The sequence below is a fragment of the Microvirga sp. M2 genome (genome assembly GCF_047497095.1).
Lineage (GTDB): Bacteria > Pseudomonadota > Alphaproteobacteria > Rhizobiales > Beijerinckiaceae > Microvirga.
In genome coordinates this window covers 2,384,657-2,398,282 of sequence record NZ_CP134063.1, presented here as the reverse complement: position 1 = coordinate 2,398,282, position 13,626 = coordinate 2,384,657, and the positions used below count along the sequence as shown (strand labels likewise).

10 protein-coding genes are annotated in these 13,626 nt (G+C 66.1%); 4 read left to right on the top strand and 6 right to left on the bottom strand.

All coding sequences use genetic code 11. From position 1 onward, the window contains the following. Positions 1-14 precede the first annotated feature (14 nt). Positions 15-311, bottom strand: a complete 297-nt coding sequence (locus tag RE429_RS11355; RefSeq protein WP_414470884.1) for a succinate dehydrogenase assembly factor 2 — start codon at positions 309-311, stop codon at positions 15-17. An 89-nt stretch (positions 312-400) separates the two neighbouring features. Between RE429_RS11355 and recG the strand changes: the two genes are divergently transcribed. Next, the gene (recG, locus tag RE429_RS11350) at positions 401-2,518 is read left to right on the top strand and encodes an ATP-dependent DNA helicase RecG (RefSeq protein WP_414470883.1); all 2,118 of its coding nucleotides are present in this window, start codon (positions 401-403) and stop codon (positions 2,516-2,518) included. Between the two features lie 54 nt (positions 2,519-2,572). Here the strand turns inward: recG and RE429_RS11345 are convergent, their stop codons facing one another. From RE429_RS11345 to glmU, 3 genes are all read right to left on the bottom strand, one after another. Continuing rightward, the gene (locus RE429_RS11345; RefSeq protein ID WP_414470882.1) at positions 2,573-3,169 is read right to left on the bottom strand and encodes a GNAT family N-acetyltransferase; all 597 of its coding nucleotides are present in this window, start codon (positions 3,167-3,169) and stop codon (positions 2,573-2,575) included. Further along, positions 3,166-4,992: a glutamine--fructose-6-phosphate transaminase (isomerizing) gene (gene glmS / locus RE429_RS11340; protein WP_414470881.1), complete on the bottom strand. Its 1,827-nt coding sequence runs from the start codon at positions 4,990-4,992 to the stop codon at positions 3,166-3,168. The genes RE429_RS11345 and glmS overlap by 4 nt, the downstream gene beginning before the upstream one ends. Before the next feature lie 177 nt (positions 4,993-5,169). After that, complete coding sequence (gene glmU / locus RE429_RS11335; RefSeq protein WP_414470880.1) at positions 5,170-6,525, bottom strand: bifunctional UDP-N-acetylglucosamine diphosphorylase/glucosamine-1-phosphate N-acetyltransferase GlmU; 1,356 nt, start codon at positions 6,523-6,525, stop codon at positions 5,170-5,172. A gap of 255 nt (positions 6,526-6,780) precedes the next feature. Between glmU and RE429_RS11330 the strand changes: the two genes are divergently transcribed. Together RE429_RS11330 and mdoH are read left to right on the top strand one after the other, a co-directional pair. Beyond that, positions 6,781-8,301 (top strand): glucan biosynthesis protein, encoded by a 1,521-nt coding sequence (locus RE429_RS11330; RefSeq protein WP_414470879.1) that lies wholly within the window; start codon positions 6,781-6,783, stop codon positions 8,299-8,301. Then, entirely contained in the window at positions 8,277-10,469 is a 2,193-nt protein-coding gene (gene mdoH, locus RE429_RS11325; RefSeq protein WP_414470878.1) for a glucans biosynthesis glucosyltransferase MdoH, read from the top strand. Before RE429_RS11330 ends, mdoH begins: the two co-directional genes overlap by 25 nt. Before the next feature lie 121 nt (positions 10,470-10,590). Here the strand turns inward: mdoH and RE429_RS11320 are convergent, their stop codons facing one another. Continuing rightward, positions 10,591-11,496 (bottom strand): LysR substrate-binding domain-containing protein, encoded by a 906-nt coding sequence (locus RE429_RS11320; protein ID WP_414470877.1) that lies wholly within the window; start codon positions 11,494-11,496, stop codon positions 10,591-10,593. Positions 11,497-11,652: 156 nt separating this feature from the next. Here RE429_RS11320 and RE429_RS11315 point away from each other — a divergent pair, with 156 nt between their 5' ends. After that, positions 11,653-11,859, top strand: a complete 207-nt coding sequence (locus RE429_RS11315) for a hypothetical protein (protein WP_414470876.1) — start codon at positions 11,653-11,655, stop codon at positions 11,857-11,859. Between the two features lie 108 nt (positions 11,860-11,967). Here the strand turns inward: RE429_RS11315 and RE429_RS11310 are convergent, their stop codons facing one another. After that, positions 11,968-13,611 (bottom strand): Na/Pi cotransporter family protein, encoded by a 1,644-nt coding sequence (locus RE429_RS11310; RefSeq protein ID WP_414470875.1) that lies wholly within the window; start codon positions 13,609-13,611, stop codon positions 11,968-11,970. Positions 13,612-13,626 lie beyond the last annotated feature (15 nt).

Genomic DNA, 13,626 nt, shown 5'->3' with positions numbered 1-13,626 from the left:
GGAAAAACGGAACGTCAGTTATGAATCGGCGAGGTATGGGTATGAAAGGCCTTCAACCGCCGGAACAGGGGCGTGTCGTAATTCGACGGGGTCTCGATCTCGCCCGTGATCCAGCCGAGCAGGTCCCGGTCGGTCACCTCGATCAGCCGCTCGAACTCGGCCAGATCCTCCTCGGGGAGTTCGCCGATCTGGGCGTCCGCGAAGCGTCCCATGATCAGGTCCATCTCGCGCATGCCCCGGTGCCAGGCCCGGAAAAGAATCTTCCTGCGGCGAACGTCGAGGTCGGCGCTGCTGCGTGTCGTCCCGCTCATGAAAATGCTCCGGTCAGAGAAAAGATAACGTCGCTTCGCGGCGGCTTGGCCGCTATATAACCATCTCCCTTCGACTTGACACCCGTTTGATGTCCTTGCGCCCGTCCATTCTCGATCCCCTGTTCGCCCCGGCGGCCTCCTTGCCCGGCGTCGGGCCCAAGATCGCCCCCCTGCTGGACCGCCTCCTCGGCGAGCCGGGCCGGCCCGCGCGGGCGGCCGACCTCCTGTTCCACGTGCCGAGCAGCGGCATCTCGCGGGAAATGAAAGGCTCCATCGCCGACGCGCCGGTCGGCGAGCCGGTCACCCTTTCGGTCACCGTGGTATCGCACCGCCCGCCTCCGCCCGGACGCCGCGCCCCCTACCGGATCCTCGTGGAGGACGAGACCGGAGACGTCTCGCTCGTCTTCTTCAACGGCCAGAAGGCGCGGCTGGAAAAGCTCCTGCCGGTCGGCGAACGCCGTTACGTCTCCGGCAAGATCGAGCTGTGGGACGGCCGCCGCCAGATGGTCCACCCCGACCGGATCCTCGACGACCGGGGAATCGAGAACCTGCCCGCCGTGGAGGCGGTCTACGGCCTCACGGAGGGGCTGTCCTCGCGCATGGTCGGCAAGTTCATCGCAGCCGCCCTCGAGCGGGTGCCGAATCTGCCCGAATGGCAGGATGCCGCCTGGCTCGGCCGGAACGCCCTGCCCGATTTCAGGACCGCGCTCTTCACCCTGCACAGGCCGGACAACGCGTCGCAGCTCTCCGAGGAAGCGCTCGCCAAATCCGCGCCGCGCCGGCGTCTCGCCTATGACGAGCTGCTCGCCTCCCAGCTCGCCCTCGCGCTCGTCCGCAGCCGCATGCGGCGGCTGCCCGGCCGGGTGAATGCGGGCGACGGGCATCTCGTCGAGACGCTGAAGAACGCCCTGCCCTTCGGCCTCACCGGCTCCCAGGCGCAGGCCATCGAGGATATCCGGCGCGATCTCGTGTCCGACAAGAAGATGCTCCGCCTCCTCCAGGGCGACGTGGGCTCGGGCAAGACCGTCGTCGGCCTGCTCACCATGGCGAGCGCCATCGAGGCGGGCCGGCAGGCGGCCATGATGGCCCCCACCGAAATCCTGGCCCGGCAGCATTACGAGCGCCTCGCCCCCATGGCCGAAGAGGCCGGGCTTTCGATCGCCCTCCTGACCGGACGCGAAAAGGGCGCCGCCCGCAAGGCGGTGCTCGCGGGCCTCGCGGATGGCAGCATCCAGATCGCGGTCGGCACGCATGCCCTGTTCCAGGAGGGCGTCGCGTTCCAGGATCTCGGCGTCGCCGTGGTGGACGAGCAGCACCGCTTCGGCGTCCACCAGCGCCTGGCGCTCGGCTCGAAGGGCGAGGCGGTCGACATTCTCGTCATGACCGCGACGCCGATCCCGCGCACGCTGGCGCTCACCTATTTCGGCGACATGGACGTGTCGGTCCTGAACGAGAAGCCCGCGGGCCGCAAGCCCATCGCCACGAAGCTCATCTCCATCGACCGGCTCGACGAGATCGTCGGCGGCATCGGACGGGCCATCGCCAACGGCGATCAGGTCTACTGGGTCTGCCCCCTCGTCGGCGAATCCGAGACGATCGACCTCGCCGCCGCCGAGGAGCGCTACGAGACCTTGAGGAGCTTCTTCGGAGATTCCGTCGGCCTCGTTCACGGCAAGCTCGCGGGCAAGGACAAGGACGCCGCCATGGAGCGGTTCTCCCGCGGCGACACCAAGATCCTGGTCTCCACGACCGTCATCGAGGTCGGCGTCGACGTTCCCAACGCCACGATCATGGTGATCGAGCACGCCGAGCGCTTCGGCCTCGCCCAGCTTCATCAGCTTCGCGGCCGCATCGGGCGCGGCTCGAAATCCTCGACCTGCCTTCTGGTCTACAAGGGGCCCCTCGGGCAGATCGCCCAGGCCCGCCTGGAGATGATGCGCCAGACGGAGGACGGCTTCCGCATCGCCGAGGAGGACCTGCGCCTGCGCGGCGAAGGCGAGGTGCTCGGCACCCGCCAGTCGGGCACGCCGGGCTTCAAGCTCGCCCGCCTGGAGACGGACGGCGATCTCCTCGCCGCCGCGCGGGACGATGCGCGCCTCATCGTCGACAGGGACCCGGATCTCGTGAGCGAGCGCGGCCAGGCCCTGCGGACCATGCTCTATCTGTTCGAACGGGATTCCGCCATCAAGCTGCTGCGGGCGGGCTAGAGCATCGGACCCAAAAGTGGAATCCACTTTTGGGATCAAAATCCGATGCTCCCTTCATAGATGAGCGCATCGTTTAAGCGAAAAACCGGAGCCACTTTTTCGCACGATGCGCTGATCGAGCCGCAATGCCATAAGGCATCGCCGGGCGGGATCGTGGCCCGCCTCGGCCTCTGCCCGAAGTTTGGCAGCGTGCCCGGCCCCGGTTTCACCGGGCTCGATCTCCGCAAATCCAAGCCTTGCGTAAAAGGGCCCGTTCCACCCAAGGTCGCGATAGGTCGTCAGCGTCACGGTTGAAAAGCCCGACCGCTTCGCATGGGCAACCGCCGCGCCGATGAGCCGCGCCCCCAGGCCTTGGCGCTGATGCGACGGCGCGACGGATACCTCGGCGATGTAGAAGCATCCGTCCATCTCATGGGCCGCCAGGAAGCCGACGGGCTCGTCCCGCTGGGTCCGCGCGGTGCGCTCGGCGGCGATCCACAGCGTCGCGTTACGGCAGAGATCGGCCAGAGCCGCGAGGTCCATGGTCTCCCCGTCCGCGAGCCAATCCAGCCCCACGTTTCGGAAGACCGATGCCGCGGAGCGTTCGACGGGGCCGAGCTTCGGCAGGTCCGACTCGCGAGCCCGCCGGATCGACACTGAGGAACGGCTCACTCCACCGTGACCGATTTCGCCAGATTGCGCGGCTGGTCCACGTCTTTGCCCATGAAGACGGCCGTGTGATAGGCGAGCAGCTGGATCGGCACCGAGTTCAGGATCGGGGCCACCACCGGATGCACGGATGGCATCACGATGGTCGCCATCGTGTCGAGGCCCGTTTCCAGCGCCCCCTTCTCGTCGGTGATGAGGATGATGCGGCCGCCGCGCGCGGCCACCTCCTGCATGTTGGAGACGGTCTTCTCGAAGATGTGGTCGTGCGGGGCGATGACGATCACCGGCATGGTCTCGTCGATCAGGGCGATGGGCCCGTGCTTCAATTCGCCCGCCGCGTAGCCCTCGGCGTGGATATAGGAGATTTCCTTCAGCTTGAGCGCGCCTTCCATGGCGAGCGGATAGGACGTTCCGCGCCCGAGATAGAGCACGTCCTTCGCCTTCGAGAGCTCGCGCGCGAGGATCTCGATGTCGTGCTCGCGCTTCATCGCCTCGCTCATCTGCCCCGGAACGGCGATGAGCGCATCCACCAGCTCCTTTTCCTCCTCGGCGCTCAGCGTGCCGCGGGCGCGGCCCGCCGCGATGGCGAGCGAGAGGAGAACGGTGAGCTGACAGGTGAAGGCCTTGGTGGAGGCAACCCCCACTTCGACCCCGGCGAGGGTCTGCGCGACGACCGCGCTTTCGCGCGCCATGGTGGAGGTCGGCACGTTCACGACCGAGAGCGTGTGGAGCTTCTCGCCCGAGGCATAGCGCAGGGACGCGAGCGTATCGGCCGTTTCGCCGGACTGGGAGACGAAGAGCGCGAGTTCGCCCGGCTCCAGGGGCGCCTCGCGATAGCGGAACTCCGACGCCACGTCGATTTCCACCGGGAGCCGCGCGAGCCGCTCGAACCAGTATTTCGAGATCAGGCCGGCGAGATAGGCCGTGCCGCAGGCCGAGATGGAGATCCGCTTCAGATTCCTGAAATCGAAGGGCAGCTCGACAGGGAGCTCGACCCGCCCGGCGGTGAAATTCACGTAATGGGCGAGCGTGCGGCCCACCACCTCCGGCTGCTCGTGGATCTCCTTCGCCATGAAATGGCGATGATTGCCCTTGTCGGCCAGGAAGGAGCCGGCGGGAATCTTGTGGCGCGGACGCCGGACCATCGCCCCGGAGGCGTCCCGGATATCGGCCCCGGTCCGGCGCAGGATCGCCCAGTCGCCGTCATCGAGATAGGTGATGTCGTCGGTGAACGGCGCGAGCGCCAGGGCGTCGGAGCCGAGATACATCTCGCCCGCGCCATGGCCGATGGCGAGCGGCGCGCCATGGCGGGCGCCGATCAGAAGCTCGTCCTCGCCGTTGAAGAGGAACGCCAGGGCGAAGGCCCCGCGCAGGCGCGGCAGCGTGACGGCGACGGCCTCCACGGGCGGACGGCCCTGGCGCATCTCGTAGGTCACCAGCTGCGCCACGACCTCGGTGTCGGTTTCGGTCTCGAAGCGCACGCCCTTGGATTCGAGGCCCGCCTTCAGCTCGCGGAAATTCTCGATGATGCCGTTATGGACGACGGCCAGCCGGTCGGTCGCGTGGGGATGGGCGTTGGTCTCGTTCGGCTTGCCGTGGGTGGCCCAGCGGGTATGGCCGATCCCGATGACGCCGGAGAGGGGCGCCTCGGAGAGCTTCGCCTCGAGGTTCCGGAGCTTGCCTTCCGCGCGGCGGCGGTCGAGACGGCCGTATTCCAGCGTCGCGACGCCGGCGGAATCGTATCCGCGATACTCCAGCCGCTTCAGGGCTTCGACGATCTGCTCCGCGACCGGTGTATTGCCGATGATTCCAACGATTCCACACATGCCCCGAGGCTTCCTATTCGCGAGGTTAATCTAAGCTATGCTGCGCCTCTCCATACAGAGAATGCGAGGTATGCCGGAATCAACTTCGATGACAGTTTATGACAGCTGGCGCATCGTGCGGGAAAGTGAATGGGGCCTTTCGCGTCCCGCGGTGCCCCTTAAGAGGGAGCATCGCCCCTACTGCCCTTTCGCCGCCTTGGCCTTCTCCCGGAACCGCGCGGCCCAGCCCTCCTTCACGACCTGGCGGCCGCGCCCGAGAGCCAGCGCGTCCGCGGGCACGTTTTCGGTGACGACGGAGCCCGAGCCCACATAGGCCCCCTCGCCGATGGTGAGCGGCGCCACGAGAGACGAGTTCGAGCCGACGAAGGCGCCCTCGCCGATCTCGACGCGGGCCTTGGCGAAGCCGTCGTAATTGCAGGTGATCGCCCCCGCGCCGATATTCGCGCCCGCTCCGATGGTGGCGTCGCCGAGATAGGTCAGGTGGCTGACCTTCGCGCCCGCGCCGAGATTCGCGTTCTTCAGCTCGACGAAGTTGCCGACCTTCGCCTTCGGGCCGATGACGGCGCCCGGGCGCAGCCGCGCGAAGGGGCCGATCCCGGCTCCCGACGCGACGCGGGCCCCTTCCAGATGGCTGAAGCTGTGAATGGTCGCCCCCGCCTCGACGACGACGTCGGGGCCGAAGACCACGTGCGGCTCCACGACCACGTCCTGTCCGAACGTGGTGTCGTGGCTGAGGAAGACCGTCTCGGGCGCGACGAGAGTGACGCCCGCCGCCATGGCCCTTTCCCGGAGCCGCTCCTGGATCATGCGCTCGGCGGCCGCGAGCTGCGCCCGGTCGTTGACGCCGTGCACCTCTTCTTCGGGCACGACCGCGATGGCGGCCCTGTATCCGGCCTCGCGGGCGATCTCGACGATATCGGTCAGGTAGTATTCGCCCTTGGCGTTGCTGTTTCCGATCCGCTCCAGGAGCGTCAGGGCCACATCGCCCCGGATCGCCATCAGGCCGCCGTTGCAGAGCGTGATCGCCCTCTCCGCCTCCGAGGCGTCCTTGTGTTCCCGGATGGCGAGGAGGTCGTCGCCGGACGTGATGAGACGCCCATAGCCCGACGGGTTCCTGGCCTCGAAAGCCATCGCCACGACGGCCGCGCCCTCTGCGAGCGGGGCGCGCAAGCGGGCGAAGGTCTCCGTCGTGACGAGGGGCGTATCGGCATAGGCGACGATGACGTCGTCCGGCTTCGCCGCGAGGGCATCCCTGGCGCTCAGAACCGCGTGGCCGGTGCCGAGCCGTTCGCGCTGCACGAAGATCCGCGCGTCCGGCAGGATTCCGCGCACCTCCTTCTCCACATCCTCGCGGTCCGGCCCGATCACCACGGCCGTCTGCGTGGCGCCGGCCTCCGCCAGGGTCGCCAGCACATGCCCGACGAGCGAGCGGTTCGCGACGTGGTGGAGAACTTTGGGCTTGGCGGACTTCATCCGGGTCCCCTCCCCGGCGGCCAGCACGACGGCCAGGCAGCTCCGGGCGGCGGATGTCATGGGAGAATGGCTCGATGTCATCAGGCTTCAATCCGGTGAGGGTCAGGGATGCAGCTAAACCAGAAGGGGTATTTCGGCAATCTTTTCATGGGGAACGGCCCCGAACGCGAACTGCCTCGTTTACTTCATACTCATGTTCGATGATAAATCATGAGTCTTCCTGATTGTCAGGCCGAAGAGCCAAATTCACGCAAGAGTATCACTGTGTCGGTTTCGCTGGGGGCATCGCGCCCTTCTCATCCTCGGCGACGCGAAGTGCTGGCCTATCTCAGCGCTTCGGTTGCCGCGTTCACACTCGCGCCCGCCGCCCGGGCCCAGACCCCACAAGCCAACATCGCGACCATGATGGGAGACGGGCAGCGCTTCAATCCGGCCGGCGTCACCGACATCGCCCGTCAGCTTTCGAAGAAGCCGTTCGCCGCCCCGCAGAACGATCTGCCGGACGTGTTCTCGAACCTCAACTACGAGCAGTACGTCGCCATCAAATCGCTTCAGCAGCCGATCTGGAGCTCGGAGGGGCGCGGCATCGCCCTGGAGCCTCTGCACCGGGGCTTCGTCTTCAACAATGCGGTCGATCTCTACATCGTCGAGGACGGGAACATCCGGCGGCTGTCCTATGACCCCGCCCAGTTCAACTTCAACGGGGTCAACGTTCCCAACGACCTGAAGGATATCGGCTTTTCCGGATTCCGGCTGATCGCGCAGCCGGCCGAGGGCAAGCCTTACGATTTCGCCATCGTCCAGGGAGCGACCTTCTTCCGGGCCCTCGCGCGGGGCCAGAATTACGGGGTCATCGCCCGGGCCCTGACCCTCAAGCCCGCGGAAGCGAAGGGCGAGGAGTTCCCGATCTTCAGGGCCTTCTGGATCGAGCGTCCGAGCGTGGGCGGCAACAATATCACGATCCACGGCGTTCTGGATTCGGATTCGACGACCGGCGCGGTGCGGATGACCTTCCGGCCCGGCGACATGACGATCGTCGACGTGGAAACGACGCTCTTTCCCCGGGTGAACCTGGAGCATGTGGGCCTTGGCGGCATGGCCTCGACCTATTTCTACGGTCCGAACGACCGTCGGAACGCCGACGACATCCGCCCGGCCGTCTATGAATCCTCAGGGCTCCAGATGCTGAACGGTCAGGGCGAGTGGCTCTGGCGCCCCCTGCACAATCCGGAGACCCTCCAGATTTCGGCCTTCGTCGACAGCTCTCCACGCGGATTCGGCCTGCTTCAACGGGAGCGAAACTACGATTCCTTCCAGGACGACGACCAGCGTTTCGAGCGCCGGCCGAGCCTGTGGGTCGAACCCTTGAGCGATTGGGGCCAGGGCAGCGTCCAGCTCCTCGAAATCCCCACGGATGCCGAGATCAACGACAACATCCTGGCCTATTGGCGTCCGCGCGCCCCGATGGCGGCGAATACGGAGATCCCCTTCGCCTACCGGCAGTACTGGGGCTGGAACTCGCCCGAGAGGCCGCCGCTCGCCACCGTCATCGCGACCCGGTCCGGCCGGGGCAGTTCCGGACGGCGGCGGCGCTTCACCGTGGACTTTTCCGGCGAGATGCTGGGTGACAATTGGCCGAAGGACATTAAATCTGTCCTCACCGTTGGTCCGGGCTCGTTCCAGAACCTCAAACTTTTGCCCTATCCGGAGCGGAAGACGATCCGCGTTGCATTCGAGCTTGACCCGGGCAACGAAAACGCGTGTGAGATGCGTCTCATCCTCGAAGCAGGCGGGAAACCGATAAGCGAGACATGGCTGTATCGTTGGACACCCTAAGTTCCGACCCGAACAAGAGTATCGCTGCCCTCGGGCGGCCCGAATCCGTCATGCCCCCCGAAAAGCATCTGGATATGCCGACCCAGCATCTGAGGCGCTGGTCGGCGGACCAGGAGCGCAAGCCCGTGCGGCGGAATTCGAAGCTCGGAACCTGGCTCGCGCGTCTTTTCGTGTTCGGCGGCGGCCTTCTTGTGACGGCCTACGGCACCTATGAGATGTACCAGGTGGTGTCGGTGAGCCGCACGACCGCCCTCCAGTGGGTGCTGGTTGCCCTGTTCACGGTCAACTTCTCCTGGATCGCGGTGGCCTTCACCAGCGCCCTCCTCGGATTCGTCGCTCTTCTCCGGCAGCGCCGGCCCGCGGCATTGCCGGCCTCGCTGAAGGCGCGCACCGCCATCGTCATGCCCGTCTACAACGAGCAGACGTCGAGGACCTATGCGGCCTTCGAGGCGATCTACGAATCCGTCGAGGCGACCGGCCTGGGCGATGCGTTCGACTATTTCATCCTCTCGGACACGACGAATCCGGACGCATGGGTCGCCGAGGAGCGCGCCTTCCTGGCTCTCAGGGAGCGGCTCGGACCGAAGGCGCGGTTCTACTATCGCCACCGGGCGAAGAACCATCACCGGAAGGCCGGCAACATCGCCGATTTCGTCTCCCGCTGGGGCGGTCATTACGAGCACATGCTCGTGCTGGACGCCGACAGCCTCATGACGGGCGACTGCGTCGTGCGTCTGGCGGCCGCCATGGAGGCCGATCCGGATGCGGGCATCATCCAATCGCTGCCCCTCATCATCAACCGCAACACCCTCTTCGCGCGCCTTCAGCAATATGCCGCCCGCGTCACCGGCCCGGTGATCGCCATGGGATTGTCGGTCTGGATGGGCCGGGACGGCAATTACTGGGGCCATAACGCGATCATCCGGACGAAGGCTTTCGCGGCCCATGCCGGACTGCCGGATCTGCGCGGCAAGCCGCCCTTCGGCGGCCACATCCTGAGCCACGACTTCGTGGAAGCGGCCCTCCTGCGGCGCGCCGGATGGGACGTCTACATGCTGCCGGATCTCGAGGGGTCCTACGAGGAGAGCCCGCCCTCGCTCATCGATCTCTCGGCCCGCGACCGGCGCTGGTGCCAGGGCAATCTGCAGCACATGCGCGTGGTCACCGCCAAGGGCCTGAAGCTTCCGACGAGGCAGCACTTCGCCACGGGCATCATGTCCTATCTGGCCTCGCCCTTCTGGCTGTTCCAGCTGATCGTCGGTATCGCGCTCGTGCTGCAGACCACCTATATCCGGCCCGAGTATTTCTCCCGCGATTTCCGCCTCTATCCGATCTGGCCCCGATTCGATCCCGAACGAGCCCTGGCCCTGTTCGCGCTGACGATGGGGATCCTGCTGGCCCCGAAAATCTTCGGCCTGATCCTGATGCTGCTCCGGGGCAAGGAGCGCCGCGCCTCGGGCGGCGGCCTCCGCCTGGTCGTCTCGTCCCTGATCGAGATCATCCTGTCGGCCCTTCTCGCGCCGATCCTGATGCTCATTCAATCGGGTTCGGTGTTCCAGATCCTGCTCGGGCGCGACACGGGCTGGCAGCCGCAGCGCCGCGACGACGGCTCGATCCCGTTCGGGGATATCGTCCGCCGCCACCGGGCCCATACGGTTCTGGGCGCGCTCGCGGGCATCTCGGCCTTCATGATCGCCACGTCGCTCTTCCTCTGGATGTCGCCCACCATCATCGGCCTTCTTTTGGCGATTCCCCTGTCATGGCTCAGCGGCCAGCTCGGCGCGGGGCTCGCCCTCAAGAGGCTCGGTCTCCTCCTGACTCCGGAGGAGCACCGGCCGCCCTCCATCGCGGTGCGGGCCAATGAACTGCAGGTGCGCAACGCGGCTCTCGGCTTCGACGACGAGGACAGCCTCAGGGCGATCTATGCCGATGCCGCCTTGAGGGAGCGTCATATCGAGATGCTGCCGCCCGCGGCGGCCCGCAAGCGCGGGATCATCGAGACGGAACGCGCCTTGGCGGAGGCCAAGCTGGCCGATGCGGAAACGATCGAGGATGCCGTCAAATGGCTGCATCCCAAGGAGCGCATGGTCGTGCTGCACGATCGCGGCCTGCTCAACAGGCTGGTGCGCCTGGAGGACAAGCCGGCGGAGGCTCAGGCGGCCGAGTAACAATGCTCCCAAGGCTACAGCATCGGACGTGACATCGCCCCCCATCCGATGCGGTCAGTCTCTGGTCTCGAGCATCGAACGCAAGACCGGTTCCCATTTCCCGCGTTCGATGCTCCCGGGCTCACGCCCTGGCCTTGATCCCGCGCGTGAGACAATCCTTCTCCGCATCCCCCGCGACCTCGCTGAGGATCCAGTCCCGGAACGCTTCGATCTTGGGCGATCGCCTGCGGCCCTTCGGATAAACGACCCAGTAGCCCCGGCCGGATTCAGCGAGAAGATCGAAGGGCTGGACGAGGCGTCCCGCGGCAAGATCGTCCGGAAAGAAGAAGGGATTGATCAGGGCGAAGCCCTGCCCGGCCATTGCCGCCATGCCCTCGAACTGCTGCACGCCGAGGGAGTTGTCGGGGCGCCGGGAGAGGTCCACGTCGGGCACCCCTGCCGCGGAAAACCACTCCTTCCACCATGGGTCGCTCGGCGAGATGATCGGAAATCTCAGGATGTCCATCGGCTCGGCCAGTTCTGCGCCCCGGATCAGATCGGGGCTGCACACCGGGGTGAACCGATTGGGAGCCAGGAGATGGGCCTCGAGCCCGGGCCAGGTGCCGTGCCCGCTGCGGATGGCGAGATCGAACTCGCTCTGAGCGAGCTCCACCACCTGCTCGCCGACGGAGATCTGGACCGCGATCTGGGGGAACAGATGCTGAAAGCGGCCTAGTCGGGGAATGAGCCAGTTGGACGCGAAAGTGCTCAGCGTCGTGACGGTGAGGACCGACTGCACCATCTCCTCGACCCCGGCAAAGGCCGCCCTGAGGGCATCGAACGCCTCGGTCACGGCCGGAGCGAGCTGCTGCCCCTTGGACGTGAGCGTCACCTGCCGGGGCATGCGCACGAAGAGCGGCGCGCCGACACGATCCTCCAGCATCCTGATCTGGTAGCTCACGGCGGCCTGGGTCATGCCGAGCTCCTCCGCCGCCCGGGTAAAGCTCTGGTGCCGGGCCGCCGCTTCGAAGACGCGGACCGCGCTCATGGGAGGAAGTCTGGAGACCGGTTTCGGCATCTGCGATCCATAAGGCTGCCTTATGCCAGCCCCTTGCGTTTCATTTTGTCAAGGCTCCCGAACAGGAGCATCGTCTTACCGGATGAGCGAGGGCGCGAGCCCCGAACAACAGCAATGGACATCGTCATGAGGTACGAAGATGCCCGCCGCTTGCGCGGCGTCGGAAGCGTTTGGCCGCGTCTGGAGATGTGGCTGCGCTCGTTTCGGCAAGTCCCCCGTGATCCGACGGCCGCCCTGCGGCATCTGTCGGATCACGAGAGGCGCGATATCGGCCTGCCCGAGCCCCATCGTTACATGGATTGGGCGCGCCTGAAGGACGAGACGCGCCTCTAGCGCATCGGGCTTGAAAAGCGGGAACCGGTTTTGCGTAGAAAGATGCGCGAGACCAGAGGCTGACCGCATCGGATGGGGGTTCGATGTCACACCCGATGCTGGAGGGACTCAGGATGAAAGCCTGCTCGGCTTGAGCTCGCCGCTCTCCTCCAGCAGCGAATGGCCGGTCGCCGCGATGTGAGCCTCGATGCGCTTCAGGTCGCGCACGATGTCGAGCTGAAGCGCGCTGGTATCGCCCACGGTCCGGCCGGAGCGGATCTGCTCAAGCTGCTTCTGGGTGACGGCGCGCTCCAGGTCGCGGAAGCGCTCCTTCTCCGACACGAGGCGGCGGGCCGATCCGATGTCCTGGAACATCAGGACGGACGCGGCGAGCTGGAGATGCTCCAGCAGCTTGTTGTGCATGCTGGTGATGTCGTCGAGGCTGTCCTTGGGCAGGCGCAGGTGGTTCTTGATGCGCTTGGCCGCCAGTTCCATCAGGTTCTTGTCAATGATGTCGCCGATATGCTCCAGGTTGATGGCGAAGGCCAGAATGTCGGAGAGCCGCTTGGCTTCCGTCTCGCTCAGAGCCTCATGGTTGATCGAGCTCAGATACCGCCGGATGGCGCTGTAGAGGCGGTCCACCACGTCGTCCGTGCGGCTCACCTCGGCGACCCGGCTGATATCGTCCTCACGGAACAGGTCCTGCGAGCTGCGCAGCATGATCTCGACCGTGTCGGCCATGCGCAGAACCTCGCGGGCCGCATTCGACAGGGCGACCGAGGGCGTGTCCAGCGCGTCCTTGTCGAGGTATTGCGGCATGCCGGGATCGGAGGCGATCAGCTTTTCGGGAAACGCCCTCATGAGCAGTTTCGCGATCCACGGCAGCGGCCCGATGAAGATCACGGCGACCGCGATGTTGAAGAGGGTATGGAAGTTCGCCGCCAGGCGGGCCGGATCGGGCTCCAGCATGGTCAGATAGCCGAGAGCGACATCGATCAGCGGCAGCGCCGCCACGCAGCCGATCACGCGCATGGCCAGATTGCCGAAGGGCACCCGGAACTTGGCCGGATCGCCCCCGAGCCCCTCCAGCATCGGGTTGACCGAGCTGCCGAGATTGGCACCCAGCACCATGACCAGCGCGGCATGCGAGTCAATGACCCCGGCGCTGGCGAGGGACATGATGAACAGCATCGCGGCGACGCTGGAATGGGCCATCCAGGCGAAGAAGCCGGACAGGAATACCAGGATCAGCGGGTCCGGTGCGATGACCGCCAGAACGTTCTTGAGAACCTCCGAGGACTCGATCGGCCGGATCGTCTCGCTCAGGAGATGAAGGGACAGCAGCATCAGGCCGAGGCCGATGGCGACCCGCCCCAGATCCTTCATCCGGCTCGACGAACCCCGCTTGTAGCCCATGTAGCCGAAGAAGATCAGCATCGGGAAGATCAGGGTGATATCGAAGGACAGCACCTGCACGATCAGGGTCGTGCCGACATTCGCGCCCAGCATGACCGCCAGGGCAGGCACCATGTCGACGGCGCCTCCCGCGGTGAAGGACGCCACCATCAGCGCCGTGGCCGTGCTGCTCTGCAGGACCGTCGTCACGCCGACGCCAGCCAGGAAGGCGCGCAGGCGGGTCCGCAGGCCGATGCCGAGGATCCACCGCAGATCGCTGCCGAAGGCGCGCTGAACCCCGCTATTGACCATGTTGATGCCCCACAGCAGCAGGGCAATCTCACCGAGAAGGTGGATCAAGACGGCGGTAGCGGACATTTATTCCTCAGCAAG